Genomic DNA, 24628 nt, shown 5'->3' on the forward strand with positions numbered 1-24628 from the left:
AGGCAGCGGCTCGCATGCTTTAACGAAAAAGGCGGCCCGCGTCAGCGAGCCGCCCATACAACCATTGAAAATCGCTGCTCAGGCCGCGCCTGCGCCAGCCTTGTCTTTCTTCGCGTAGACGCGGATCGGTTCCTTGCGTCCCTCGATCACATCCTTGTCGATCATCACCTCGTCCACCCCGTCCATGCCGGGCAGGTCGAACATCGTGTCGAGCAATATGCCTTCGAGGATCGAGCGAAGACCGCGAGCGCCGGTCTTACGCTCGATCGCCTTCTTGGCGACCTGGGTCAGAGCATCGTCGGTGAAACCTAGCTTCACCGTCTCCATCTCGAACAGCTTCTGATACTGTTTGACCAAAGCGTTCTTCGGCTCGGTCAGGATGGTGATCAGCGCTGGGATGTCGAGATCCTCCAGCGTCGCGATCACCGGCAGACGGCCAACAAATTCGGGGATCAGGCCGAACTTGAGCAGATCCTCAGGCTCCACCGCCTTGAGCACGTCACCGGTGCGACGTTCCTCAGGCGTGGCGACATAGGCGCCGAAGCCGATCGACTTGCCCTGCTGACGATCGGCGATGATCTTCTCGAGGCCGCTGAACGCGCCGCCGCAGATGAACAGAATGTTGGTCGTGTCGACCTGGAGGAACTCCTGCTGCGGATGCTTGCGGCCACCCTGCGGCGGAACGCTCGCAGTGGTGCCTTCCATCAGCTTGAGCAGCGCCTGTTGCACACCCTCGCCCGACACGTCGCGCGTGATCGACGGGTTCTCCGCCTTGCGGCTGATCTTGTCGATCTCATCGATATAGACGATGCCGCGCTGTGCCCGCTCGACGTTATAGTCCGATGCCTGAAGCAGCTTGAGGATGATGTTCTCGACGTCCTCGCCGACATACCCCGCCTCGGTCAGCGTGGTCGCATCCGCCATCGTGAACGGCACGTCGAGGATGCGGGCGAGCGTCTGCGCGAGTAGCGTCTTGCCACACCCGGTCGGCCCGACGAGCAGGATGTTCGACTTGGCAAGCTCGACATCCGCGCCCTTCTGGCCATGGTTGAGGCGCTTGTAATGGTTGTGCACCGCCACCGACAGCACGCGCTTGGCGCGCTTTTGGCCGATCACGTAATCGTCGAGCACATCGCAGATTTCCTGCGGGGTCGGTACGCCGCCATCCTTCTTCGAGACGAGCGCCGATTTGGTCTCTTCGCGGATGATGTCGTTGCACAGCTCGACACATTCATCGCAGATGAACACGGTCGGCCCGGCGATCAGCTTGCGAACTTCGTGCTGCGACTTGCCGCAGAACGAGCAATACAGTGTGCTCTTCGAATCGCCGCCACTCAGCTTGGTCATAAAATCTCGTGTCCCATGGCCCCAGACGGGGACGATAGCATAACAGACTTGGCGCGTTTCTGGCTATCGGGCAATGCCGAATATCCAATTACCGTCGCTGCCGGTTCGTGTTGAAAGCAGATATGGGAAGGGTTTGCGGCGGAACAAGCAGTGCCTACACGGTCGGAAAAACGCGTAATTTCCGCAGAGTAGCTCCCCGCCCGCGCGGGCGGGGAACATCCCGGTTCAGGCGGCGGGCAGCGCCGGCGGCGTCGAGCCGTCGTCTGGCAGCGCTGGACGCTTGTCGAACACCTGATCGATCAAGCCGAATGCCTTCGCTTCTTCCGCGGACATGAAGTTGTCGCGGTCCATCGCCTTCTCAATCTCCTCGATCGGCTTGCCGGTGTATTTGGCGTAAAGCGAGTTGAGGAAATGGCGCATCCGCAGGATCTCGCGCGCCTGAATCTCGATGTCGCTGGCCATGCCCTGCGCACCGCCCGACGGCTGGTGGATCATGATCCGCGAGTTGCTGAGCGCGACCCGCATGCCCGGCTCACCCGCCGACAGCAGGAAGCTGCCCATCGATGCGGCCTGACCGATGCAGACCGTGCCGACGCGCGGCCGGATGTACTGCATGGTATCGTGGATCGCCATGCCCGCCGTGACGACACCGCCCGGCGAGTTGATGTACATGAAGATGTCCTTCTTCGGGTTTTCCGATTCCAGGAACAGCAGCTGCGCGGTGATGACCGAGGCCATATGATCCTCGACCCCGCCGGTTACAAAGATGATGCGCTCACGCAGTAGCCGCGAATAGATATCGAAGCTGCGCTCGCCGCGATTGGACTGCTCAATAACGATGGGAACGAGGCCCGCCTGCGTCGGCTGCCCCTGATATCCGGGCGAGATTAGGCCGGCCGCGCTGAGAGGAGCCATGAAATCGCCGGTGTCGAACGGGTTGCGCATGATGTTCTGTACGTCCTTTATGCCCTTGCGATGGCCTACATCGGCACTCCGCCCGAACTTGGCAAGCCCGCCGCCGCCGAAGCCGGTCAGGACTCGCGACGCTCCACCCCGGGCGCGCGGTGCGAGAGATAGGCGAGCCGCCGCACCTCGCGACGACCGTGCACCACCGTATCGAGGATCAGCCCCGCAAACAGGCACAACGCGGCAAGGATCATCAGTCCGGTCACCATCACTGCCGTCGGAAGACGCGGGACGAGGTGTGTGTGGAGATAGGTGAGCCCAAGCGGGATCGCAAACATCACGCCGAGCAACGCCAGCACCCCGCCGATCGCGCCGAAGAACAGCACCGGGCGCTCGATCCGGTATAGTTGCAGGATCGTTCGCAGAATACGGAAGCCATCCCGGTAGGTGCTGAGCTTCGACGTCGATCCCTCGGGCCGCTCGTAATATGGCGTGGCGATCTCAGCGACGGGCATCCGCAGCTCAAGCGCATGAACGCTGATCTCCGTCTCGATCTCAAAGCCGGCGGAAAGCACCGGAAAACTCTTCACAAACCGCCGCGAGAAGACCCGGTAACCGGACAGGATATCCGTGAAGCTGCGCCCGAACAGTCGCGCGAGCATACCGGTAAGCAGCGCGTTACCGAAGCGGTGGCCGCGCCGGTATGCCGCCTCGATCTGTGTGACGCGCGCGCCGACGACCATGTCGAGTTGCTCGTCCACCAGCCGCGCGACAAGCGCCGGAGCCGACGCTGCATCGTACGTCGCATCCCCGTCGGCCATCACATAGACGTCCGCATCGACATCGGCGAACATGCGGCGCACCACCGCGCCTTTGCCTTGGATGCGTTCGGTTCGGACAATTGCCCCCGACGCGCGCGCGACTTCTACGGTGCGGTCGTGGCTATTATTATCGTAGACGTAGATTTCCGCGCCCGGCAGTGCGGCGCGAAACCCCGCAACAGTAGCCGCGATGGCGGCTTCCTCGTTGTAGCAGGGCAGCATGACGGCGATGCGCAGTTCGGACAAGTCGCCCCCCAAAGACCAAGGCTGCACCCGCCGCGCGCAAGGCGCGGCGGGGCGATTCGGATCAGGCTTCGGTCTTCTTGGCCGCAGACTTCTTGGCAGGCTTCTTCGCTTCGGCCGGTGCCTCGGCGTCCTCACCTTCGGGCTTGACCTTCTTGGCGGCGGGCTTGCGCGTCGCAGCTTTTTTCACCGGTTCCGCCGCGACAGCTTCGTCAGCAGCGGGCTCCGCCGAGTCGTCGAGCGCAGGCTCGGCGTGGTCGTTGCCATGAGCATGGTCGTGATCGGCATGATCGTGACCGTGGTCGTGAGCTTCGTGATCGTGGCCCTCATGGTCATGATCGTGGTTATGGACGTGCGTGCCGCTGGCGAAACCGTCCTCGCTCTCGATCGCGGCCTGGAGCTCCTCACGGGTGACTTCACGATCGGTGATCTCGGCTTTCTCGAACAGGAAGTCGACGACCTTGTCCTCGTACAGCGGCGCGCGCAGCTGGGCGGCCGCCATCGGCTCCTGCTGGACGTACTGGAGGAAGCGCTGGCGATCCTCGGGGCCGTACTGCTGCGCGGCCTGCGAGATCAGCCGGTTCATTTCCTGCTGGCTGACTTCGACGCCGTTGGCCTGGCCGATCTCGGACAGGAGCAGGCCGAGGCGCACGCGGCGCTCCGCAATCGCGCGGTAATCGTCGCGCTCCTTTTCCATCTCCTCGATCGCCGCGGCCGGGTCGGCCTCGTGCGTCGCTTCGTGCTGAAGCTGTTGCCAGATTTGGTCGAACTCGGCCTCGACCATCGTCGGCGGCACTTCGAAATCATGACCCTCGGCAAGCTGGTCGAGCAGCTTGCGCTTCATGTGCGTGCGCGTGAGCCCGTTCAGCTCCTGCTCAATCTGACCCTTCAGCAAGCCCTTGAGCTGCTCGAGGCTCTCGAGGCCGAGCGAGGTGGCGAGCGTATCGTCGATCACGGTCTCGCCCGGAGTCTGCACCTTGGTCGCGGTGATCTCGAACGTGGCGGGCTTGCCGGCAAGGTTCTCCGCCGGGTAATCCGCCGGGAACGTCACGTTGAGCACGCGCTCCTCGCCGGCCTTCACGCCGACGAGCTGATCCTCAAAGCCGGGGATGAGACGGCCGGAGCCGATCTCGACGCCCATGTCGGTGCCGGTGCCGCCCTCGAAGGCAACGCCGTCCTCAGTCTTGCCGACGAAATCGACCGTGACGAGATCACCCTGCGCGGCAGCGTGATCCTCGGCGGCGTCGTCCCACTTCTTCTGCTGCTCGGCGAACTTGGCGACCTGCGCGTCGACTTCCGCTTCCCCTGCCGGCACCATCAGGCGCTCCAGCTTGAGACCGTCAATCGCGGGCGCGGGCACGTCCGGCAGCACTTCGAGCGCGACCTTGATCTCGGCATCCTTGCCGATCTCGAAGCCTTCATCGAGGCTTACCGACGGCTGGATCGCCGGACGCAGACGCTGCTCCGCGATCAGCGTCTGGATGCCTTCTTGAATCGCGGTGTTGAGCGCATCCTGGGTCAGCGCCGGACCGTGCATCTTGCGCACGAGGTTGGCAGGCACCTTGCCGGGGCGGAAGCCGGGCATCTTGATCTGCGGCGCGACGCGCTTGAGCTCGGCATCGACCTTAGAATCGATCTCGGCGGCCGTGATGGTCAGGGTGTAGGCGCGCTTCAGCCCCTCGTTCAGCGTCTCGACAGTCTGCATGGGTCTTCTCGGGCCTCTTCGCGAATCAGGATCGCGATGCCCCTCACGCTCGGCGGGTCCTGGTGCGGGCGAAGGGACTCGAACCCCCACATCTTGCGATGGCAGGACCTAAACCTGCTGCGTCTACCAGTTCCGCCACGCCCGCATGGGACACCGCCGGTGTGGGGGGCGTCTATAGCAAGGATCGCGCGCGGGGCAAGCCACGCTCTGCCGGTTGGTGACATCTTCGTGAAACTTCACGCGCATGCGGTTCGTTTATGCACATGAAGGAGACGATACATGGCGACCACCCCACCCACCGAACTCCCCCCGCAGCCGAGTCAGCCGGAGGCCCCGGTCACCGCGCCGCCGGAAGTCGCGCCGACCACGCCCGATATTGACGTGCCCGCGCCGATGCCGACCGACACGCCCGACGTCGCGCCCGCCTCCCCCACCGATCTCGGTGATTTCGCATGAGTGCACCGGAATCGCCCGACACGTACCCGCCGCGCAAGGATGAGCGCAGCGACATCCAGCAGGTCGTCGAGGCGCGTAAGGACGCGGTCGAGCGTGGCGAAGGTGGCCCGGAGCCCGATCCGCTTGCCCGACAGGGTGACGCGGACGGCGTCGGCGGGACCGGCGGCGTGGTGAAGAACCAGGATAGCGACGCGCAATAAGACGTATCGCAAACGGGCGCGGTCCGCACTGGACCGCGCCTGTCATTATCGGTGCGGTGCAGCGGAAAGCCGTTGTTTGGCGAACTCTGCGGCGTTGCGTTTCAACCCCTCGGACAATGCCCCTGCCGCATCGTCGACATCCGAAGTCAGATCGAATTCGGTGTCGATCGTCTGGTGTTCCGCCTTGGCCCGCGTCGTGCGGTCGAAAACGTCCCAACCGACGGACAGATGCGCGCGTCCCGACAATGCATGCTTGTGCGACAGCCGCGCGGCCATGCCCCAGTTGCGCACGCAGCCATTCAGCTGAAAATTCACGATCGTCGCGATGATTTTGTAACGAGTGGCGCCGGCTTCGTCGCTGAATGGATCGTCGGCGGTGTCGACTACGGCCGGTGCGGCATCGTGCAGTATGGTTGCGACGCTGGCACTGGCATTATTGAGACCCGCGCGGGCATCGCTCCACAGGAAGCTACCGGCCGGCAGGCACACCAGCCCGGCACGCTTGGTACCGATTCGCTGACGCGCCTTAAAGTCGGCTTTCACCGCGCCCATCGCGTACCGCTCAGCAATCGGCGTGGGTACGGCGATTGCCGGCATGGCGATCGTCAGGCCGAGGAGCAGCGACAGACGCCGCGCGATCTTCACTCCGGAGCCGCCACCCGCCGCGCGGTCAGGACGGTCACCGGGGCGACCGGCACCTGCCCCTTGAAAGCACCGCGGCGGGTTGCGGTTGGCGAGACGGGCGCGTCGAGGATCTTCACCACCGTATCCATGCCTTCGACGACATGGCCGAACGCGGCATAGCCCTGCCCGTCCTCGGGCAAGCCGTGGCCGGCGTCGAGCGAGGCGGTCTGGTCACCGACACTGATCGTAAAATCGCCGCGCGCTGTGCCGAGACCGAGCCGCGCGACCGAGATCGTACCGTCGGTGTGGTGCAGACCGGTGAACGTCGTCGGTTCATGCTTGATCGGCGGGAGCGTCCGCTTGGCATCGCCGTCGGTGCCGAACTGAACAAAGCCGAAGCGATCGCCAACCTTCACATCTCGGTAAAAGACGATGCCGTCGAGCTTCTTCTGGTCAACGTAACGCAGGAAATTGGCGGCGGTGATCGGCGCCTTCACCGTTTCCAACTCGATAACGATACGGCCGGCAGTGGTGTCGAGCGCCACGCGCGGCAAGGTGGCGGCGGGCGTCGCGTCCGGGGCCTGCACCTGCGCCGCCGCCGGCAGCGCCACCGCCGCGAGCAGCCCCGCCAGCGCCAGCCGCCGCATCACGACAGCGCCTGCTTGAGCAATTCGTTGACGACCTGCGGGTTGGCCTTGCCGCCCATCGCCTTCATCGTCTGGCCGACGAAGAAGCCGAACAGTGCCTCCTTGCCGCCCTTATACTGCGTCACCTTATCGGCGTTCTTCACGAGGATGTCGGCGATCACCGCCTCGATCGCGCCGGTGTCGCTGGTCTGCTTGAGGCCGCGTTCCTCGACGATCGCCCCCGCGCCCTGCCCGGTTTCGAGCATGATCTCGAACACCTGCTTGGCGAGCGTGCCGGACAGCGTACCATCCGCGACGAGGCCGAGCAGTTCCGCCGCCTGTGCGGGGCTAACCGGCGAAGTCTCGATGCTCTTGCCGGTGCGGTTGAGCGCGCCGAACAGTTCGGAGGTCGTCCAGTTCGCCGCTGCTACCGGCTTTGCGCCCGCCTCCAGCAGCGCATCGAACCAGCGCGCCGCCTCGACCTCGGCAGTCAGTACCGCCGCCTGATAGGGGGCGATGCCCGCCGCCTCGTAACGCTTGCGCTTGGCGTCGGGCAGTTCCGGCAGGCTGGCGCGACATTCCTCAAGGAACGCATCGTCGAGTTCGACCGGCAGCAGATCGGGATCGGGGAAGTAGCGGTAATCGTGCGCATCTTCCTTCGAGCGCATCGAGCGCGTCTCGTTACGGTCGGGATCGTACAGGCGGGTTTCCTGCACGATGCGGCCACCGCCCTCGATCACCTCGACCTGACGCTTGGCCTCCTGCTCGACCACCGCCATCACGAAACGCACCGAGTTGACGTTCTTGGTTTCGGTGCGCGTGCCGAACTCGTCGCCCGCCTTGCGGACCGAGACGTTGACGTCTGCGCGCATCGACCCCTGATCCATGTTGCCGTCGCACGATCCGACATAGCGCAGAATCGAGCGCAGCTTGGCGAGATACGCCCCCGCCTCCTGCGGCGAGCGCATGTCGGGTTTCGACACGATCTCCATCAGCGCGACACCCGAGCGATTAAGATCAACATAGGAGCGCGTCGGATGCTGGTCATGCATCAGCTTGCCAGCGTCCTGCTCAACGTGGATGCGCTCGATGCCAATGGTTTTCACGTCCGCATCGGGGTTCTTATCGTCGAGGCTGATGTCGAGCGAACCCTCACCCACGATCGGATGGTAGAGCTGGCTGATCTGATAGCCCTGCGGCAAATCGGCATAGAAGTAGTTCTTGCGGTCGAACCGCGACCATGTGTTGATCTTGGCGTCGATCGCCATGCCGGTGCGCACCGCCTGGCGGATGCACTCGCGGTTCGGCACCGGCAGCATGCCCGGCATCGCCGCATCGACCAGGCTGACCTGCGTGTTCGGCTCCGCGCCGAACGCGGTGGCGGCGCCCGAGAACAGCTTGGCGTTGGAGGTGACCTGCGCATGGACTTCGAGGCCGACCACGACCTCCCACTCGCCGGTTTCGCCTGTGATCGTGTATGTTGCTGCGTCAGCCATTTCTGTTTTCTTCCCGTCAACGACGAACGCCGTCGAGCCATTCTTTCACTGCTGGTATCAGTCCGATAAACTGGTAGCCCGTTCTCGTATCATGAGGCGTCTTGGGCCGCATCAGTTCCGCAAGCACAGAACCACGCTCCGCTGCGGCGTCCGCGCGATGACGCTCCATCCGATGATAGTGCGTCTCGCGCGGCTCTGTCACCACCAAGCCTCAGGCCGCGCCACGAAGCCGGCGCGTTGCTCAATGGCGAGTCCGGCGTTGAGCACGCCTTGCTCGTCGAGCGGCCGCCCGATGATCTGCAAGCCCAGCGGCAGCCCCTGCGCGTCGAGCCCACCCGGCACGCTTATCGCCGGCAGGCCGGCAAGCGAAGCAGGCACGGTAAACACGTCGTTAAGATACATCGCGATCGGATCGGCCTGCTTCTCGCCGAGCGCGAACGCCGCCGAGGGTGCGGTTGGGGTGAGCAGGTAATCGCACGTCTCGAACGCATGCTCGAAATCGCGGGCGATCAGCGTGCGCACCTTGGACGCCTGGGTGAAATAGGCGTCGTAGAACCCGGCCGACAGCACGTAGGTGCCGATCATGATACGGCGCTTCACCTCGTCGCCGAAGCCGGCGGCGCGGGTGGCGGCGTACATGTCCTGAAGGTTCGCGCCTTCGGGCAGATCGCGCAGGCCGAAGCGAACGCCGTCATACCGCGCCAGATTCGACGAGGCTTCGGCAGGCGCGATGATGTAATAGGCAGGCAAAGCGTATTTGGTGTGCGGCAACGACACCTCTACGATCTCGGCACCGGCATCACGCATCCACTGGATGCCCTGCTGCCACAATGCATCGATCTCGGCGGGCATGTTGTCGACGCGGTATTCCTTGGGGATGCCGATCGTCTTGCCCTTGAGGTCGGGCGACAGGCCCGCTTCCCACTTCGGCACCGGCAAATCGAGCGAGGTCGCGTCCTTCGCGTCGAAGCCGGTCATCGCCTCCAGCATGATCGCGCAGTCGCGCACGTCGCGCGCCATCGGCCCGGCCTGATCGAGCGAGGAGGCGAACGCGACCACGCCCCAGCGTGAACAACGGCCATAGGTCGGCTTGATGCCGGCAATGCCGGTGAAGGCGGCGGGCTGGCGGATCGAACCGCCGGTGTCGGTGCCGGTCGCCGCCGGGCACAGCCGCGCCGCGATCGCCGAGGACGAACCACCGGAGGAGCCACCGGGCGCGAGCGCAGCGTTGCCGCCGTCATTCCGCCGCCACGGCGAGATGACGTTGCCGAACGCGGAAGTCTCGTTGGACGAGCCCATGGCGAACTGGTCCATGTTGAGCTTGCCGAGCATCCCTGCGCCGGCCGCGAACAATTTGCCCGACACGGTCGATTCGTAGGTCGGCGTGAAGCCTTCGAGGATCAGGCTGGCGGCGGTGGCGGGCACGCCCTTGGTGCAGAACAGATCCTTCATGCCGATCGGCACGCCGGCGAGCGGCTTGAGATCCTCGCCCGCTGCCTTCGCCGTATCGGCGGCGTCCGCAGCGGCGAGCGCATGGTCGGGCGTCTCGACCAGGAACGCGTTGAGCGCCTTGGCCGCGCTCACCTTGGCGATGAACGCCTGCGCCACGTCGCGCGCGGAGAAGCTGCCGTCGCGTACGCCGTCGCGGATCGCGGCGACGCCGAGGTCGGTCAATTCGGTCATTCGATCACCTTGGGAACGGTAAAGAAGCCATGCTCGGCCTGAGGCGCATTGGCGAGCACGAGATCGCGCACGTTGCCGTCGGTGACGACATCGTCGCGCAGGCGCAGGTGGTTGGGGATCACGGCGGTCATCGGTGCGACGTTGGCGGTGTCGACCTCTCCAAGCTGCTCGATCCAGCCCATGATGTTGTCCAGTTCCGGCGCGAGCCGGGCGGCGTCTTCTTCGGAGATGGCGATGCGCGCGAGGCTCGCGATCTTCTTTACGGTGGCGATATCGACTGACATGCCCCAGCGGCTAGCATCGCGCAGGCGCACCATCAACCCGATTGCGCTCTGCACGGCGATGCGCCACCCCTTTGGCGCAAGTTGCGGGAGCGGTACGGCACAATGGCACGGAAATTTCTGTACGTGGTTGCGGCGCTCGTCCTGCTGACGGTGGCGGGGGCGTTCGCGTTCAACGCATTTCCGGGCGCGTTCATGCGGATGGCGCTGGTGCCGGGCGAAGACGTGGCCGCACTGTCGCCGCCGCCGTCTTATGCGAGCGCGAATATGTGGCTGGCGCGGCCCGACAAACCGGGCAACCCCGCGCTGTGGGCGCCCGCCGGCTATGCCCCCTCCCCTAGTCCGCAGGCGGCGGTGTTCTTCATCCACCCGACCTCGTACCTCACCCGCACGCACTGGAACGCGCCGCTGGACGATGCGGAAGCGAACGCGCGCGCGGCGATCTTCCTGCGGGGCCAGGCGAGCGCGTTCAACGGGGTCGGTGCGGTGTGGGCGCCGCGCTACCGGCAGGCGGCGTTCGGCGCGTTCCTGACGACGCAGGCGAACGCACAGAAGGCGCTCGATTTCGCCTATCGTGACGTGCTCGCCGCGTTCGACGAATTCGTGCGCGAAAGCGGCGACCGGCCGATCATCCTCGCCGGGCATTCGCAGGGCGCGCTGCATTTGTCGCGGTTGCTGCGCGAGCGGATCGCCGGCACGCCGCTCGCCCGCCGCATCGTCGCGGCGTATGTGGTGGGGTGGCCGGTGTCGCGCGCAGCCGATCTGCCGCGCATGGGGTTGCCCGAGTGCACGCGCGCGGATCAAGCCGGGTGCATCCTGTCGTGGCAGACCTTCGCCGAACCGGCCGAGCCGTCGCTGATCCTAGACACGTACGATGCCTCGACCGGCTACACCGGGCAAAGCCGCAAGGATACGCAGATGATCTGCACCAACCCGCTGACCGGCACGCCCGACGCCGCCGCTCCGGCCAGCGCCAACCTCGGCACGCTGTATCCGTCGAGCGATCTCGCAACCGCCGATATTGCCGCCGGGCGGGTTGGCGCGCGCTGTATGGGACGCGGGCTGTTGTCGATCGGGGCGCCACCGGCGGGGCTGAACGGCTATGTGCTGCCGGGCAACAACTATCATGTCTACGACTACAGCCTGTTCTGGGCGAACGTACGCGCCGATGCCGAACGACGGCTGAAAGCGTTCGAGACGCGATAAGGCGCCATCACGCCTCGACTTCGTGCGCGCCGAGCGGGTAGAGGAGCGGCGATGATTACAACCGACCGCATCGCCTTTCGTGATGCCTTGCCTTCGGGTGGACGACTGCTCGGGCTGGACCTCGGCACGAAGACGATCGGCACCGCGCTGTGCGATGCCGGGTGGAGCTTCGCCTCGCCCGCCGTGCTGATACGCCGCGCCAAGTTCACCTCGGACAAGGCCGTGCTGGTGACAATGATTGCCGAGCAACATGTCGCCGGTCTGGTCCTCGGCCTGCCGATCAACCTCGACGGCAGCGAGAGCCCTCGGTCGCAGAGCACGCGATCGTTCGCGCGCAACCTAGCCGATCTCGCCTTGCCGATCCTGCTGTGGGACGAGCGCTGGTCGACCCAAGCGGTCGAGCGGCAGATGATCGCGGAGGACATCAGCCGCGCCAAGCGTGCCGAGCGCGTCGACAAGCTCGCCGCCAGCTACATCCTGCAAGGCGCGATCGACGCATTGGTACAAGCTTAACGCGTCGGTCGCGCCAATCCGATACGCATCGGATACCTCGTGCTATGTTGCTTTACCGAGGCGCTGTTTAAGCCTCTGTTAACCGCACTTTGGTATCAACGCGGCATGTGGTCATCGCGCGTGCTTGTTGGGGTTCAGATCCTGGGCGTCCTGGTAGCCTTGGCGACACTCGCGTTCTACCCGCCCGCCACCGGCAAGATGCTGCTGATCCCGCTTACCCCGGGCGCGGCCGCCCGGGTCGCGCCGCTCGCATTGCTCGGCGGCGCCGCGCTGATCGCGACCGGACCGCTGCGTGGCTCGCTCGTGGTGGCGGGCGAACGGCGGCGGCTGTCGGCTGTGCTCGCCGCAAGCGCGGTGCTGATCCTCGCCGCGCCCCCGGCTGTGTGCGGTGCCGGCGCGCAGGCGCAGGCATGAACCAGCGCGATGACGCCGTGGTCGAGCTCGACCGGTTGCGAATGCGCGGCATGGAAATCTTGGCGGTTGCGGGGCTTGCCAGCACGATCGCCCTACTCATCGTTGGGTTGGCCTTGGGTTCCGACCTTACGCATGTCGTCGTGATTCTTTCGGCACTCGCAAATGTCGCGCCAACCTGGATGGCCGTGCGCCGTCGCCACGACGAGATCGCGCGCATCCTGGTCGGCACGCTTGCCGCGATCCAGCCCGCGCTCGGTGTCTATCTGCTCACCGGTCATCCCTGGCAGATGGACGGGCACATGTTCTTTTTCGTCGCGCTCGCCGGGCTTGCCGTGCTGTGCGACTGGAAACCGATCGCCCTCGCGTCCGGCTTGATCGCGGTGCACCACCTCCTGCTCGAATTCGCCGCGCCGGAGTGGGTGTTCACCGGCACCGGCGCGCTCGACCGCGTCCTGATCCACGCGTTGGCGGTCGGGCTGCAATTCGCGGTGCTGAGCTACCTTACCGTCAAGCTGCGCGCGCTGCTCGTTCGCCAGGCAGAGGCGGGGCGCGAAAGCGAGCGGCTTGCCGCCCAAGCGATCGCGCGCAGCCATGAGACGGAGGCCGCATTAGCCGCCGTCCGCGCCGCCGAAGCCCGCGAGTCGGCCGAGCGCGGCCGTCGCGAAGCTCTGGAGGTGGCCGCCGCCGACCGTCGACGCGGCGAAATGCACACCCTCGCCAACGCCTTCCATGCCTCGATATCGGACATCGTCAGCGCGGTTGGCGCGGCGTCCGGCGAACTGGAAGGCTCGGCCCGCGCGCTCAACGATCTCGCCCGCCGTGCAAGTAAGGACACGTCCGACACCGCGCTGGTCGCGTCGCAATCGTCGGAAACCGCCCAGTTGCTGGCAGCGCGAATCAAGGATCTCACCGGCTCGATCGGCGCCATCGCCAGCACCGTCGATCATCAGGCCAGCTTGAGCGGCGATGCCGCCTCGATTTCCGATTCCGGGCATCAGGCAGTGATCGCACTCGCGCAGCGGTCCAGCGCGATTGCCGGCTTCGCCGACTCGATCAGCGATATCGCCGGTCGTACCAACCTGCTCGCGCTCAACGCGGCGATGGAGGCGGCGCGGGTCGGGGACGCCGGGCGTGGCTTCGCGGTGGTGGCGCAGGAAGTGAAGCAACTCGCCGGCCAGGCCTCGGGTGCGACCGACGAGATACGGAGTCTCGCCGGATCGGTGACCGGCGGCGCCGACATCGCCAACGGCGCGCTGCGCGACATCGCCGCGCGCGTCGGCGCGCTGGCGCAAACCGCAAAGGCGATCCGCGCCGCCGTCGACGAGCAGCGCGGCACCGCCAAGTTGATCGAAGCGACCGCTTACGACACGGCGATTGGCGCTACGCAGATGGTCCGCCAGATCAGCGAGGTCGCGGCGATGGCGAACACCACCGAAACGCTATCCTCGCGCGTGTCCGGTGCGGCGACCACGCTCTCCAGCACCGCGCAGGCGCTGCGACAGGCGACCGAGCAGTTCGTCGCGCAATTGAAGGCAGGTTGAGGGCGGCGCGATACTCTCTGGCAATGTTCTATGCGGGCGTTGATCGCTCAATGCTCCGCTCCTATCATCGCCCAATAACGCTTAGCGATGAGAGGTTCCGCTGTGATTGGCGAACGCTGGACCAACGAATCTGTGGCTGTCCGCTTATCGTTGGCATCGCCGGCTGCGGTGTTGCTGTTGATCGGCCCTGCGGTGAGGCAAGTAAGTGGCCGTCCGATCGGGTTGGTCTGCGCGATCTGCTGTACGCTGACGCTGATTGCCTGGGTCAGCTTTGTGGGCTGGCGTTTGGCGATGAACGCAAAGCTACGCAACGGCTCGTGTTAACCTTGGTTCGCGAACGACCGCTGCCCTAAGTTCGGCTGCGGATTGCCACGAACGTCGGAACCGGGCCTTAGCTGGCGTTTTGCCGACCGCTGCGGATCACGGACGCTTATAGAGCCAGCATGAGCGACACGAGACCATGGAGGTTTGGCTGCTCGGATGCCTCGTCGCAGCGCACGACAGGAAGTGACCACCCGATCCGATCGTCAAAAAAATACGCTTGCTCGAAACGGCCTGCGTTGCAGCGAAGCTACAATCAGCATTTGTGGCTCCTCGCCTGTGGATGCGGTGGGGGGTTACACACGCACGCTCTATTCGCGACGCGGCGAGTACCGCCGCCACCGCTTGCGCGCCTGCCCCGCCGCCGTTAGGCCGCAGCTTTGATGCAATCCGACCACCGCCCCGCTTCGCAGATCGCCGGAAGCGCTGTCTTCCCGCATCGCCACCTCACCGGTATCGATGGCCTACAGCCGCACGAGATCATGTTCCTGCTCGACGAATCGGAGCAATGGATCGAGGCCAACCGCAGTCGCGCTAAGAGCGACAAAAGGCTGGAGGGCGTCACCCAGATCAACGCCTTCTTCGAGAACAGCACGCGCACGCTGCTGAGCTTCGAGATCGCCGGCAAGCGGCTCGGCGCGGATGTCGTCAACATGCACGCCGCGCAATCGAGCGTGAAGAAGGGCGAGACGCTGATCGACACGGCGATGACGCTGAACGCGATGCGCGCCGACGTTATCGTGATACGGCACATGTCTTCGGGCGCGGTGCGGCTGATCGCGGGCAAGGTCGATTGCCCGGTGCTGAACGCGGGCGACGGGCAGCACGAACACCCCACGCAGGCGCTGCTCGACGCGCTGACGATCCGACGGCGGCGGGGGAGCATCGCCGGGCAGACGGTGGTGATCTGCGGCGACATCCTGCACAGCCGGGTCGCGCGGTCGAACATCCTCGCGCTGACCGCGCTTGCCGCGCGGGTACGGGTCTGTGCGCCCTCCACGCTGATGCCCGCGGATATCGAGCGAATGGGCGTGACGCCGTACACCGATTTCGATCACGCGCTGGAGGGGGCGGACGTGGTGATGATGCTGCGCCTCCAGAACGAGCGGATGACCGGTGGCTTCATCCCCTCGAACAGCGAGTTCAACCTGCGCTACGGCCTGACCCCCGGCCGGCTCGAGCGTGCGCCTGGCGCGCTGGTGATGCACCCGGGGCCGATGAACCGAGGGGTCGAGATCGATTCGGGTGTAGCGGATCACCCCCAACAGTCCGCGATCACCGAACAGGTCGAGATGGGCGTGGCGGTGCGGATGGCGTGCCTCGACGTGCTGACCAGACGGTCGCGCGGTGTGGAGGGTTGGGCATGACCCGCACGATTGCCTTGCTGAACGCGACGCTGGTCTGCCCGGATGCGGGCATATGGAAGGGCGGCGTTCTGATCGCGGGCGACCGCATCGCCGCGACCGGCACCTTCGCGGTGCCCGAGGGCGCAGAGACAATCGACTGCAAGGGCAAGCTGCTCGCCCCCGCGATCGTCGACCTCGGCGTGTTCGCGATCGATCTGCCCGCGTTCCATAAGGGCGGGATCGTCCGTGTCGGGTTGATGCCGGACCAGCGGCCGGTGCTCGACAATCCCGGCCTCGTCCAGCGCGCGGCGCTGATCGGCCGGCCGGACCTGTGGATCCACCCGATCGCCGCCGCCACGCGCGGGCTGGCCGGCAAAGATCTTGCCGAAATGGCGATCAACCGCGAAGCAGGTGCGCGCGCGGTCGGCACCGGGGCGGGCTGGATCGCGGATTCGGGCGTGATGCGGAAGGTACTGGCCTATGCCGGCGACCTTGGCCTCACCGTGATCGCACATGCGGAAGATGCCGGCATCGTCGGCGTGGCCGTGGCGACTGCGGGCGAGACCGCGACGCGGATGGGCTTGCCCGCCGCACCTGCCATCGCCGAGCCGCTCGCCATCGCGCGCGACCTAATGCTGACGGAAGAAACCGGAGCGGCGCTGCACATCCGTCAGGTGACGACGGCGGCCGGCTTCGATCTTGTGCGAGCCGCCAAACGGCGCGGCGTACGCGTGACATGCGGGATCACGCCCGCACATCTGTTCCTGTCAGATATCGCGATGAGCGACTTCCGAACCTTCGCGCGTCTGTCGCCGCCACTGCGCTCGGAAAATGATCGCCGCGCCGCACAGCTGGCGGTGGCGGATGGGACGGTCGACGTGCTGTGTTCGGGCCACGACCCGCAGGGGCCGGAGGAGAAGCGCCTGCCCTTCGCCGACTCTGCGCCCGGCGTCGCCGGCGCGGAGACGTTGCTTGCGCTCGCGCTTGGGCTGGTGCGCGATGAGGTGGTGACGATCGACCGGCTGTTCGCGATGCTCGCGCGGAACCCCGCCAAGGTTTTGGGTGTGCCAACCGGCACGTTGACGGCGGGCGCACCCGCCGATCTGGTGTTGCTCGACGAACATGCACCGTGGCGGATCGACTCGGATCAGATGGCGGCGAAGGCCGGCAACACGCCCTTCGATGGCCTGCCCGTGCAGGGCAAAGTGCTGCGCCTGTTCAAGGGCGGAGCGGTGCTGGTGTAATCCGCGCGGCTCACCGCGCCGTACCACGCTCTCGCATGGCACGGCTTTAGAAAACACCGCCGGTTCGCCGTCCGATCAAACGGCGCTGCTGCGCTAAGTCCTCGCAGCGCCTAGCGTGACGCCAGTTGCTGACCGGGCTTGATCCAGCTCGCCACCTGATCGCCCGCGTTTGCGCGCACAAAGCAGCGGCCGCCGCTCGCCCGGTAGGCGAGGCAGAGTTTTACCGCATCGGTCCGCGTGTAGCCGCCGACTGAGAGGCGATAGAAGCTGCCCGCCGCGGTCTTGATGCTGGCACCCTGCGGCTCGTGACCGGAGAAGCTCGGGAAGGTGCGAGCCGCGCGCTTCCACGCGTCGCGGGCCACGCCGGCGCTGTCATACGCGCCAAGCTGAACGTAGAACCTGCCGCTGGCGAGCGCCGCGGGGGAAGCCTCGTCCGCGACGGCGACTGCGTTCCTGGCAACGGCCGTTCGACCGAGGGCTTTGGATGCCGGCAGCGGCTGCACGACTTCCTGACGCGCCGCGAACTGTACGCCGGTGTCGAGCGACGGAACCGCCGTTGCCCCCGGTACGGCAGGGGCCGGCGCGGTGGTGGCGATGTCGACCGGCGCAGGCACAACCGCTGCCGGGGCCGGCGCGGCAGGTGTGGCGTTCGCCACCGAGACCGAAGCGGTGGTCGCGTTCAGCGCGAGCGCGGCGGGGCGCCCCTTGTCGCGCACCGCCGTGACGCCAAGCAGCGTCGCGATCTGATCCGAGGCAGCCTTGGGACGCGCGAACGCCGCCCATTCGAGAATCCGTTTGTCGGCATCGCCCGGTGCGAGATCGAGGCCGGCGATCTGCCGTGCCTCCGTCCAGCGGCCCGCAAGCGCGAGGCTGAGCGCAAGGTTCTGCCGGGTCTTGACCCCGGCGGGGTCGACACGCGCAGCCGCGGCGAGCAGATCGACCGCCGCCGACGGATCGCCCGCCAGTGCGACGGCAAGGCCACGATCGCTGACGGAAATGCTGGCGGCGTGCGCATCGAGCGTTTTCCGCGCGGCACCCCAGTCGCCTGTGGCGATCTGCATTAGTGCGAGATTGAGCGCGGCTTTGCCATTGCCGGCATCCAGCGCCAGCGTGTCGGCGAAGGTATCGCGTGCAGAGGCAAAGCGCCCGGCTTTCAAATAGCTTTGCCCGAGCAGCATTCGGAAATCCGCCGACTCGGGCGCGGCAAGCGCGGCGCGTTCGGCATGGCCGACGGCGGCAGCGCCCTTGCCCTGCGCGATCAGCGCGCGCGCCTTGCCGGCTTCCGCAATCGCCTTGCGCGCGTCGCCCGACAATGATTGGCCACCGGCGAACGCTCCCCCCGCCAGCGTGCCGCCGAGCAGCAGTGCGGACAATCCCAACGATACGGCTAACCGTTTCTTCATCGAACGTTTCCCACGGATGATCGCCTTGGCCGGGCTGGCAATTGCGTCGCCAGCGCCTCGACTTCAGGAATGGTTTGCAAAAATTGATCGAGTGCGCGCGTCATCAGCGTCTGCGCCGACACGCCCGCGACCGTCGCGGCGAGCCGCAGGCGTAAATGGCGTTCGGCATCGAGCCGGAGCGTGAAGGCGGCACGCGTCTTGATGGCGGAAAGGTCGCCTTCGGGTTCCTCGCCCGGGAACTCTGCGCGCAACGCCTGCTGCTGGAGCAGCACCGGCGGCAGCGCCTCCTCGGGAGCCGGCCCGCCCATGTCGTTCCAGCCGAGATCGTCCTCGGGCTCAAGTGCCGCCGTCTGCGGGCGCATCGCCGGGCGCGCCTGTCCCTTGCGGGCGAGTAGCCCGGAGGAGAGCGAACCATGCCGGGCAGGGCCGTCGTTCATCTCAGCTCACCACCCGACGGCCAAAGCCGCCGCCGGTCGGCCGCTGCGCGAAAGCGCTGGTCGACGCGGGTGCCGCGAACACGGTGCGGCGGAAGTTCTTTTCCAAGCGGTCGGACACATAGGTCCACAGCGCCTCGACCTCGCCGGTCGAACGGCTGCGTGCGTCGAGTTCCATGACGGTTCGACCATCAATCATCGAGGCGGCGAAATCGGTGCGATGATGCACGATGACGGGTGCGACCGTGCCGTGCTGCGCCAGCGCGAGCGTGGCCTCGGTCGTGATGCGCGCTTTGGGCGTGGCACCGTTGACGACGAAGATCAGTGGCTTGCCGGCACGCTCGCACAGGTCGACCGTCGCGCCGACCGCGCGCAGATCGTGCGGGCTGGGGCGCGTCGGGATGACGATCAGTTCGGCGACCGCGATCACGCTCTGGATCGCCATGGTGATGGCGGGCGGCGTGTCGATCATCGCGAGCTTGAAGCCCTGTTGGCGCAATGCCTCAAGGTCGGCGGCGAGCCGCGCGACCGTGGTCTGCGCAAACGACGGCGTCTCGGCGTTGCGATCGTTCCACCAGTCCGACAACGATCCTTGCGGATCGATGTCGATCAGTACCACGGGCCCTGCCCCGGCGCGTTCGGCTTGGACCGCTAGATGCCCCGACAGCGTGGTCTTCCCCGACCCGCCTTTTTGTGATGCCATCGCGAGAACGCGCATGTGCCCCTTGAACTCCCGCCTGTAGGACGGTGCTTATGCCCCGAGATGGGTCAAGAAGCAGTTAACAGGACTTCAGGCAGCCTGTTTTCAGGACATGTGGCTAACGAAATCTTTGCCTATTTACGCGAACTCGGCTTTATCTCGCGCGAGCGGGGGCGAAGGGTTTGAAGCGTATGAAGCACGGGCTTTTGATGATCGCGGCGACGGTGGGCGCCTTAGGGGGCGGCATGATCCTCTCGACGCCAGCCTTTGCCGACGTCAAGGCGGGCGTCGATGCATGGAGCCGGGGCGATTACCGCAAGGCGATCGATGAATGGCGACCGCTCGCGATTCGGGGCGATGCCGATGCGCAGTTCAACCTCGCGCAGGCGTACAAGCTCGGCCGCGGTGTGCCGGTCGACATGCCGATGGCGGAAAGCTGGTATCGCAAGGCCGCGTTGCAGGGCCACCAGCAGGCGCAGGACAATTACGGGCTGATCCTGTTCGACGAGAACAAGCGCGCCGACGCGGTGCAATGGCTCGAAGGCTCCGCAAAGCGGGGCGAGCCGCGCGCGCAGCTGGTGCTCGGCACGATGCTGTTCAATGGCGACAACGTGCCGAAGGACTGGCCGCGCGCATATGCGCTGATCCTGCGTTCGGCAGCGCAGGGGCAGGCCCGCGCGCCGCAGGTGCAGGCGCAGATGGATCAGTATCTCTCCGCCGAGGATCGTCAGCGGGGCATGGCGTTGTCTCGGCAGTACGAGGCGGATGCCCAACGCCCGCAACTGCCGCCGGAAATCGCCAACGTCGGTGCGCAAACCGCGATGCGCGGCGCCGATCTGCCGCCGTCGTCATACGATCCCAACGCTGGCCGCTCGCCGATAGTCACAACGCCAAGGCCGGAGCGAGACGCCCGGCCCGGTGCCGGGTACAGCCGTCCGTCGCCGGGCTACGCGACGCCGCCAGTGCGCGATACCCGCCCCGCGCCTGGCCCGTCGATCGACCCGGCCGACGAGCCGGATGCGCCGCCGCGCGATCAGGCGGCCCCATCGCAGGATCGCCATGTACCGCCTGCGACGCGGGATCGTGCTGCGCCACCGCCGCGCCGCACCGCGCCCGCCCGGGCTGCGGCACCATCGCTGGCCAGTACCGGGCGTTGGCGGATCCAGCTCGGCGCGTTCCGGGATGATGACAATGCGCGGACGATGTGGCGGTCGCTCCAGGGGCGGCTCACCGGATTGCAGCCGTTCTACGTCAAGAGCGGCGGTGTGACGCGGCTTCAGGCGGGGCCGCTTGCATCGGGTGCGGCGGCATCGCGCGCGTGTGCGGCGGCGCGCTCGAGCTGCGTACCGGTCGCGCCGTAAAGGTCGCTCCCCGTGTGATCGGCGTCGTTTGGACCCGTCGTGCGCCGCTTCGCGCCCGCTCCGTCTCGGCACGTGCGGTGCGGGTTGGCTTACCGAACGGTCAGGCAGTCACCCACTCGGCGCGCGGCACGCCCTGGGCATAGAGCAGCGCGGTGAGATCATTGTGGTCGATCCGCGCCGCCGCCGCCGCCGCGACGATCGGCTTGGCGTGATAGGCAACGCCCAGCCCGGCCGCGCCGATCATCGCGAGATCGTTGGCGCCGTCACCCACCGCCAGAGTCGCCTCCGCCGGAAGGCCCAGTTCCGCGATCGCGCCGCGCAGCGTGTCGAGCTTGGTCTGCGCGCCGACGATCGGCTTGGTGACGGCGCCGCTGAGCATGCCGTCCGCGATCTCGAGCCGGTTGGCAATCGCCCGGTGGAAGCCGATCTTCGCGGCGACCGGCTCGGCGAAGCGGGTGAAGCCGCCCGACACGAGGACCGCCGTCGCACCCCAGCCGCGCATCGTCTTCACCAACGCCTCGGCACCGGGCATGATCGTCACGCGCTCGTCAAGGCAACGCTGGATCACGGCCTCGTCCAGCCCCGCGAGCAGCGCCACACGCGCATCGAGCGCGGATTCAAAATCGAGTTCACCCCGCATCGCCGCTTCGGTGACGGCGGCGATCTGCGGCTTTATGCCGGCGTAATCGGCGAGTTCGTCGATACATTCGACCGTAATCATCGTCGAATCCATGTCGGCGACGATCAACCGCTTGCGCCGCCCCTCCGCCGCCTGCACCACCACATCGACGCCCGCGAACGCGCCCTCCAGAGCGGCGCGTGCCGCATCGGGCGAAATCGCAAAGGCTAGATCGATCGCCGCGCCTTCGTCGATCCAGCCGCCGCCCGCGCTCGCGCAGCCCGCCGCGTTGAGCCGGTCGCGGCCTTCCGAAATATGACCTGCCACGAGCGCACCCGGTGCTATCAGCGTCGCGATGAACATCTCTAATCCCCTGCCCGGCCCGTCACGCCCCAAGGTCGCGCTCATTACAGGGCCGACCGCAAGCGGCAAGTCCGCGCTCGCGCTCGCCTTGGCAGAACGGCACGACGGTGTCGTCATCAACGCGGATAGCGCGCAGGTTTATGCCGACCTGCGTGTCGTTTCCGCGCGCCCATCGATCGCGGAGGAAGCCCGCGCGCCGCACCGGCTGTTCGGCCATGTCGACGGCGCTGATGCCGACTATTCCGCGCCACGCTGGGCGGAGGAGGCAGCAGCGGAGATCGACACGGCGCACCAAGCGGGCAAGCTGCCGATCTTGGTCGGCGGCACCGGACTGTACCTGCGCACCTTGCTCGACGGGATCGCGCCAATCCCCCCGATCGACCCAGCGGTTCGCGAGGAGGTGCGCGCGATGCCGGCGACGCGGAATCACGCGCAGCTGGCGCTGCTCGACCCAGTGATGGCGGCTGAGCTCAACCCCGCCGACACCACCCGCGTCGGCCGCGCACTGGAGGTGGTGCGATCGACCGGCCGTTCGATCGCGGACTGGCGCGCGGCAACGACCGGCGGGATCGGAGCGCGGATCGACGTCGCCGCGCTGGTGCTGCTGCCCGACCGCGCATGGCTGCACGCGCGGATCGACGCCCGCTTCGAGATGATCGCGCACGAGGGAATCGATGAAGTCGCCGCGTTGCTCGCGCGGACAGAGATCCCGCCACAAGCGCCTGTGCGACGTGCGATTGGCGTGACCGAGATCGCGCGGCTGATCGCGGGTGAGATCGATGCCCGTGCCGCCGCCGAAGCGGGCGCGACCGCCACCCGCCAATACGCCAAGCGGCAATATACGTGGTTCCGAAATCAGCCGCCCGCCACATGGCTGCGCATCGACGAGACAGAAACAATCCAGCAACTGCCGCTAATAGCAACTTTGTTACGCATGTAACGGTTGACGCGAATGTTTCATGCGGTTAGCAGCGCCGCTCCGATACTGCTATGCGGTGCCGCGCAAGGAGACCTGCCGTGACAGAGAAAAGTGGAGCCGACATCCTGATCGAGACGCTGTGCGATCTCGGCGTGGACGTCGTATTCGGCTATCCCGGTGGCGCGGTGCTGCCGATCTACGACGCGATGTTCCGTTCGGGGAAGATCAGGCACATCCTGGTCCGCCACGAACAGGCGGCGACGCACGCGGCCGAGGGTTACGCCCGCTCGACCGGAAAACCCGGCGTGGTGCTGGTCACCTCGGGGCCGGGCGCGACCAACGCCGTCACCGGCATCACCGATGCGCTGATGGATTCGATCCCGATGGTGGTCCTGACCGGTCAGGTGCCGACCACGCTGATCGGCACCGACGCGTTTCAGGAGGCTGATACCGTCGGCATCACGCGCCACTGTTCGAAGCACAACTATCTGGTGAAGGACCCCGCCAAGCTCGCGGATACGGTGAAAGAGGCGTTCCATATCGCCACCTCCGGGCGGCCCGGCCCGGTGGTGGTCGATATCCCCAAGGACGTGCAGGTCGCCTCTGCGCGCTATACCCGCACCGGGCCGGTGCCCTCCACGATCGTCCACAAGACGTATCGCCCGCAGGTGAAGGCCGATCAGGCGTTGATTGAGCAGGCGGTCGACATGCTGGCGGCGGCGGAACGGCCGGTGCTGTACACAGGCGGCGGCATCATCAACGCAGGGCCGCAGGCGAGCCAATTGCTGCGCGAGCTTGTGCGGATCACCGGCGCGCCCGTTACCTCGACGCTGATGGGTCTGGGCGCGCTGCCGGCTTCCGCGCCGGAGTGGCTGGGGATGCTCGGCATGCACGGCACCTACGAGGCCAATCACGCCATGCATCAGGCCGATCTGATCGTCTGCCTCGGCGCGCGCTTCGATGACCGGGTGACCGGACGGCTCGATGCATTCAGCCCCAACAGCCGCAAGGTTCATGTCGATATCGATCGTTCGTCGATCAACAAGAACGTTCGGGTCGATCTGCCGATCGTCGCCGATGTCGGCCGTGCTCTCGAGGATATGGTGCGCGTGTTCAAGGCGCGTCAGCATCCCAAACCCGATCTGACCGCGTGGTGGGAACGGATCGCGGAATGGCGCGCGGTGAAGAGCCTGTCGTACCCGCCCTCGATCGAGGAGATCATGCCGCAGCGTGCCGTGCGTGCATTGTGGGAAGCGACGCGTGCGCGCAACCCGATCATCACCACCGAAGTCGGCCAACATCAGATGTGGGCGGCGCAGCACTTTGATTTCGAGGCACCCAACAAGTGGCTGACCAGTGGTGGCCTCGGCACGATGGGCTACGGCCTGCCGGCCGCGATCGGCGCGCAACTCGGCAATCCGGGTGCGCTGGTGATCGACATTGCCGGCGAAGCCTCGATCCAGATGAACATTCAGGAGCTTGCCACCGCCACGCAATACCGGTTGCCGGTCAAGATCTTCATCCTCAACAACCAGTATATGGGGATGGTCCGCCAGTGGCAGGAGCTGACCTACTCAAGCCGCTATTCGGAAAGCTATTCGGATGCCCTGCCCGATTTCGTCAAATTGGGTGAGGCATATGGCTGGAAGGGTATCCTGATCGAAGGGCCGGACCAGTTGGAGAGCGGCATCGCCGACATGCTCGCCCATGACGGGCCGGTAATCGTCGATTGCCGGATAGCACAGCTCACCAACTGCTTCCCGATGATCCCGAGCGGGGCCGCGCATACCGACATGCTGCTCTATTCGAGCGAAGTGTCGGGCGAGATGGACGACAGCGCGAGGGCACTGGTGTGA

Annotated in this window: 24 protein-coding genes and 1 tRNA gene; 11 read left to right on the top strand and 14 right to left on the bottom strand. The window is 66.2% G+C overall.

The genetic code is table 11. The features are described from left to right. Positions 1 to 78: 78 nt before the first annotated feature. From clpX to L8F97_RS03425, 5 genes are all read right to left on the bottom strand, one after another. Positions 79 to 1347, bottom strand: coding sequence for an ATP-dependent Clp protease ATP-binding subunit ClpX (clpX, locus tag L8F97_RS03405; RefSeq protein WP_242146571.1), 1269 nt, complete (start codon positions 1345 to 1347; stop codon positions 79 to 81). A 225-nt stretch (positions 1348 to 1572) separates the two neighbouring features. Beyond that, positions 1573 to 2292 carry an ATP-dependent Clp endopeptidase proteolytic subunit ClpP gene (gene clpP / locus L8F97_RS03410; protein ID WP_242146572.1) on the bottom strand — a complete coding sequence of 240 codons (720 nt, stop codon included), beginning with the start codon at positions 2290 to 2292 and terminating at the stop codon, positions 1573 to 1575. An 86-nt stretch (positions 2293 to 2378) separates the two neighbouring features. After that, a complete protein-coding gene (locus tag L8F97_RS03415) occupies positions 2379 to 3296 on the bottom strand; it encodes a glycosyltransferase family 2 protein (protein ID WP_242147142.1) in 918 nt (305 codons plus the stop codon). An 85-nt stretch (positions 3297 to 3381) separates the two neighbouring features. Further along, positions 3382 to 5022 carry a trigger factor gene (tig, locus tag L8F97_RS03420; RefSeq protein ID WP_242146573.1) on the bottom strand — a complete coding sequence of 547 codons (1641 nt, stop codon included), beginning with the start codon at positions 5020 to 5022 and terminating at the stop codon, positions 3382 to 3384. A 60-nt stretch (positions 5023 to 5082) separates the two neighbouring features. Continuing rightward, a tRNA-Leu gene (locus L8F97_RS03425) sits at positions 5083 to 5167 on the bottom strand. 134 nt (positions 5168 to 5301) lie between these two features. Between L8F97_RS03425 and L8F97_RS03430 the strand changes: the two genes are divergently transcribed. Next, on the top strand, positions 5302 to 5478 hold the full coding sequence (locus L8F97_RS03430) for a hypothetical protein (protein WP_242146574.1): 177 nt from the start codon (positions 5302 to 5304) through the stop codon (positions 5476 to 5478). Beyond that, a complete protein-coding gene (locus L8F97_RS03435; RefSeq protein WP_242146575.1) occupies positions 5475 to 5678 on the top strand; it encodes a hypothetical protein in 204 nt (67 codons plus the stop codon). The genes L8F97_RS03430 and L8F97_RS03435 overlap by 4 nt, the downstream gene beginning before the upstream one ends. 45 nt (positions 5679 to 5723) lie before the next feature. On the opposite strand, the gene L8F97_RS03440 is transcribed toward L8F97_RS03435, so the two are convergent. The 5 genes from L8F97_RS03440 to gatC all read right to left on the bottom strand — a co-directional run bounded on the left by L8F97_RS03440 (position 5724) and on the right by gatC (position 10391). Beyond that, positions 5724 to 6323 (bottom strand): hypothetical protein, encoded by a 600-nt coding sequence (locus tag L8F97_RS03440; protein WP_242146576.1) that lies wholly within the window; start codon positions 6321 to 6323, stop codon positions 5724 to 5726. Further along, positions 6320 to 6949, bottom strand: coding sequence for a peptidylprolyl isomerase (locus tag L8F97_RS03445; RefSeq protein ID WP_242147144.1), 630 nt, complete (start codon positions 6947 to 6949; stop codon positions 6320 to 6322). The genes L8F97_RS03440 and L8F97_RS03445 overlap by 4 nt, the downstream gene beginning before the upstream one ends. Beyond that, positions 6949 to 8424: an Asp-tRNA(Asn)/Glu-tRNA(Gln) amidotransferase subunit GatB gene (gatB, locus tag L8F97_RS03450; protein WP_242146577.1), complete on the bottom strand. Its 1476-nt coding sequence runs from the start codon at positions 8422 to 8424 to the stop codon at positions 6949 to 6951. The genes L8F97_RS03445 and gatB overlap by 1 nt, the downstream gene beginning before the upstream one ends. 198 nt (positions 8425 to 8622) lie before the next feature. Further along, positions 8623 to 10107, bottom strand: coding sequence for an Asp-tRNA(Asn)/Glu-tRNA(Gln) amidotransferase subunit GatA (gatA, locus tag L8F97_RS03455; protein WP_242146578.1), 1485 nt, complete (start codon positions 10105 to 10107; stop codon positions 8623 to 8625). Then, positions 10104 to 10391, bottom strand: a complete 288-nt coding sequence (gatC, locus tag L8F97_RS03460; RefSeq protein WP_242147146.1) for an Asp-tRNA(Asn)/Glu-tRNA(Gln) amidotransferase subunit GatC — start codon at positions 10389 to 10391, stop codon at positions 10104 to 10106. Before gatC ends, gatA begins: the two co-directional genes overlap by 4 nt. Positions 10392 to 10493: 102 nt before the next feature. On the opposite strand from gatC, the gene L8F97_RS03465 reads away from it, so the two are divergent. From L8F97_RS03465 to L8F97_RS03490, 6 genes are all read left to right on the top strand, one after another. Beyond that, positions 10494 to 11594, top strand: a complete 1101-nt coding sequence (locus tag L8F97_RS03465) for a DUF3089 domain-containing protein (protein WP_242146579.1) — start codon at positions 10494 to 10496, stop codon at positions 11592 to 11594. Positions 11595 to 11645: 51 nt separating this feature from the next. After that, a complete protein-coding gene (gene ruvX, locus L8F97_RS03470) occupies positions 11646 to 12107 on the top strand; it encodes a Holliday junction resolvase RuvX (RefSeq protein ID WP_242146580.1) in 462 nt (153 codons plus the stop codon). Positions 12108 to 12227: 120 nt separating this feature from the next. Next, positions 12228 to 12521, top strand: a complete 294-nt coding sequence (locus tag L8F97_RS03475; RefSeq protein WP_242146581.1) for a hypothetical protein — start codon at positions 12228 to 12230, stop codon at positions 12519 to 12521. After that, complete coding sequence (locus tag L8F97_RS03480) at positions 12518 to 14062, top strand: methyl-accepting chemotaxis protein (protein ID WP_242146582.1); 1545 nt, start codon at positions 12518 to 12520, stop codon at positions 14060 to 14062. Before L8F97_RS03475 ends, L8F97_RS03480 begins: the two co-directional genes overlap by 4 nt. Before the next feature lie 704 nt (positions 14063 to 14766). After that, positions 14767 to 15750 carry an aspartate carbamoyltransferase catalytic subunit gene (locus L8F97_RS03485; RefSeq protein ID WP_242147148.1) on the top strand — a complete coding sequence of 328 codons (984 nt, stop codon included), beginning with the start codon at positions 14767 to 14769 and terminating at the stop codon, positions 15748 to 15750. Continuing rightward, positions 15747 to 16973: a dihydroorotase gene (locus L8F97_RS03490; protein ID WP_242146583.1), complete on the top strand. Its 1227-nt coding sequence runs from the start codon at positions 15747 to 15749 to the stop codon at positions 16971 to 16973. Before L8F97_RS03485 ends, L8F97_RS03490 begins: the two co-directional genes overlap by 4 nt. A gap of 110 nt (positions 16974 to 17083) precedes the next feature. Here the strand turns inward: L8F97_RS03490 and L8F97_RS03495 are convergent, their stop codons facing one another. Genes L8F97_RS03495 through L8F97_RS03505 form a run of 3 tightly spaced genes read right to left on the bottom strand, consistent with a single transcriptional unit; the run spans position 17084 to position 19528 of the window. Further along, positions 17084 to 18376 carry an SPOR domain-containing protein gene (locus L8F97_RS03495; RefSeq protein WP_242146584.1) on the bottom strand — a complete coding sequence of 431 codons (1293 nt, stop codon included), beginning with the start codon at positions 18374 to 18376 and terminating at the stop codon, positions 17084 to 17086. After that, the gene (locus L8F97_RS03500; protein WP_242146585.1) at positions 18373 to 18813 is read right to left on the bottom strand and encodes a hypothetical protein; all 441 of its coding nucleotides are present in this window, start codon (positions 18811 to 18813) and stop codon (positions 18373 to 18375) included. Before L8F97_RS03500 ends, L8F97_RS03495 begins: the two co-directional genes overlap by 4 nt. A gap of 1 nt (position 18814) precedes the next feature. Further along, positions 18815 to 19528: a ParA family protein gene (locus L8F97_RS03505; RefSeq protein WP_242146586.1), complete on the bottom strand. Its 714-nt coding sequence runs from the start codon at positions 19526 to 19528 to the stop codon at positions 18815 to 18817. Between the two features lie 173 nt (positions 19529 to 19701). Between L8F97_RS03505 and L8F97_RS03510 the strand changes: the two genes are divergently transcribed. After that, on the top strand, positions 19702 to 20871 hold the full coding sequence (locus L8F97_RS03510; protein ID WP_242146587.1) for an SPOR domain-containing protein: 1170 nt from the start codon (positions 19702 to 19704) through the stop codon (positions 20869 to 20871). A 100-nt stretch (positions 20872 to 20971) separates the two neighbouring features. Here L8F97_RS03510 and serB read toward each other — a convergent pair whose 3' ends face one another. Further along, positions 20972 to 21853, bottom strand: a complete 882-nt coding sequence (gene serB, locus L8F97_RS03515) for a phosphoserine phosphatase SerB (protein ID WP_242146588.1) — start codon at positions 21851 to 21853, stop codon at positions 20972 to 20974. Here serB and miaA point away from each other — a divergent pair. Then, on the top strand, positions 21846 to 22793 hold the full coding sequence (miaA, locus tag L8F97_RS03520; RefSeq protein ID WP_242146589.1) for a tRNA (adenosine(37)-N6)-dimethylallyltransferase MiaA: 948 nt from the start codon (positions 21846 to 21848) through the stop codon (positions 22791 to 22793). The two genes, serB and miaA, sit on opposite strands and share 8 nt — an antisense overlap. Before the next feature lie 77 nt (positions 22794 to 22870). Continuing rightward, positions 22871 to 24628, top strand: coding sequence for an acetolactate synthase 3 large subunit (locus L8F97_RS03525; protein WP_242146590.1), 1758 nt, complete (start codon positions 22871 to 22873; stop codon positions 24626 to 24628).

Origin of the sequence: Sphingomonas sp. BAUL-RG-20F-R05-02 (assembly GCF_022662305.1) — a bacterium.
Taxonomy (GTDB): Bacteria; Pseudomonadota; Alphaproteobacteria; order Sphingomonadales; family Sphingomonadaceae; genus Sphingomonas.

What these genes read in the sequence shown, in the direction of transcription:
- L8F97_RS03500 (WP_242146585.1), bottom strand. Translation starts at nt 18,813, where the DNA reads ATGAACGACGGCCCTGCCCGGCATGGTTCGCTCTCCTCCGGGCTACTC.
- L8F97_RS03445 (WP_242147144.1), bottom strand. Translation starts at nt 6,949, where the DNA reads ATGCGGCGGCTGGCGCTGGCGGGGCTGCTCGCGGCGGTGGCGCTGCCG.
- L8F97_RS03495 (WP_242146584.1), bottom strand. Translation starts at nt 18,376, where the DNA reads ATGAAGAAACGGTTAGCCGTATCGTTGGGATTGTCCGCACTGCTGCTC.
- clpP (WP_242146572.1), bottom strand. Translation starts at nt 2,292, where the DNA reads ATGCGCAACCCGTTCGACACCGGCGATTTCATGGCTCCTCTCAGCGCG.
- clpX (WP_242146571.1), bottom strand. Translation starts at nt 1,347, where the DNA reads ATGACCAAGCTGAGTGGCGGCGATTCGAAGAGCACACTGTATTGCTCG.
- tig (WP_242146573.1), bottom strand. Translation starts at nt 5,022, where the DNA reads ATGCAGACTGTCGAGACGCTGAACGAGGGGCTGAAGCGCGCCTACACC.
- miaA (WP_242146589.1), top strand. Translation starts at nt 21,846, where the DNA reads ATGAACATCTCTAATCCCCTGCCCGGCCCGTCACGCCCCAAGGTCGCG.
- L8F97_RS03485 (WP_242147148.1), top strand. Translation starts at nt 14,767, where the DNA reads ATGCAATCCGACCACCGCCCCGCTTCGCAGATCGCCGGAAGCGCTGTC.
- gatA (WP_242146578.1), bottom strand. Translation starts at nt 10,107, where the DNA reads ATGACCGAATTGACCGACCTCGGCGTCGCCGCGATCCGCGACGGCGTA.
- L8F97_RS03480 (WP_242146582.1), top strand. Translation starts at nt 12,518, where the DNA reads ATGAACCAGCGCGATGACGCCGTGGTCGAGCTCGACCGGTTGCGAATG.
- ruvX (WP_242146580.1), top strand. Translation starts at nt 11,646, where the DNA reads ATGATTACAACCGACCGCATCGCCTTTCGTGATGCCTTGCCTTCGGGT.
- L8F97_RS03415 (WP_242147142.1), bottom strand. Translation starts at nt 3,296, where the DNA reads ATGCTGCCCTGCTACAACGAGGAAGCCGCCATCGCGGCTACTGTTGCG.
- L8F97_RS03430 (WP_242146574.1), top strand. Translation starts at nt 5,302, where the DNA reads ATGGCGACCACCCCACCCACCGAACTCCCCCCGCAGCCGAGTCAGCCG.
- L8F97_RS03490 (WP_242146583.1), top strand. Translation starts at nt 15,747, where the DNA reads ATGACCCGCACGATTGCCTTGCTGAACGCGACGCTGGTCTGCCCGGAT.
- gatB (WP_242146577.1), bottom strand. Translation starts at nt 8,424, where the DNA reads ATGGCTGACGCAGCAACATACACGATCACAGGCGAAACCGGCGAGTGG.
- L8F97_RS03510 (WP_242146587.1), top strand. Translation starts at nt 19,702, where the DNA reads ATGAAGCACGGGCTTTTGATGATCGCGGCGACGGTGGGCGCCTTAGGG.
- L8F97_RS03465 (WP_242146579.1), top strand. Translation starts at nt 10,494, where the DNA reads ATGGCACGGAAATTTCTGTACGTGGTTGCGGCGCTCGTCCTGCTGACG.
- L8F97_RS03505 (WP_242146586.1), bottom strand. Translation starts at nt 19,528, where the DNA reads ATGCGCGTTCTCGCGATGGCATCACAAAAAGGCGGGTCGGGGAAGACC.
- serB (WP_242146588.1), bottom strand. Translation starts at nt 21,853, where the DNA reads ATGTTCATCGCGACGCTGATAGCACCGGGTGCGCTCGTGGCAGGTCAT.
- L8F97_RS03435 (WP_242146575.1), top strand. Translation starts at nt 5,475, where the DNA reads ATGAGTGCACCGGAATCGCCCGACACGTACCCGCCGCGCAAGGATGAG.
- gatC (WP_242147146.1), bottom strand. Translation starts at nt 10,391, where the DNA reads ATGTCAGTCGATATCGCCACCGTAAAGAAGATCGCGAGCCTCGCGCGC.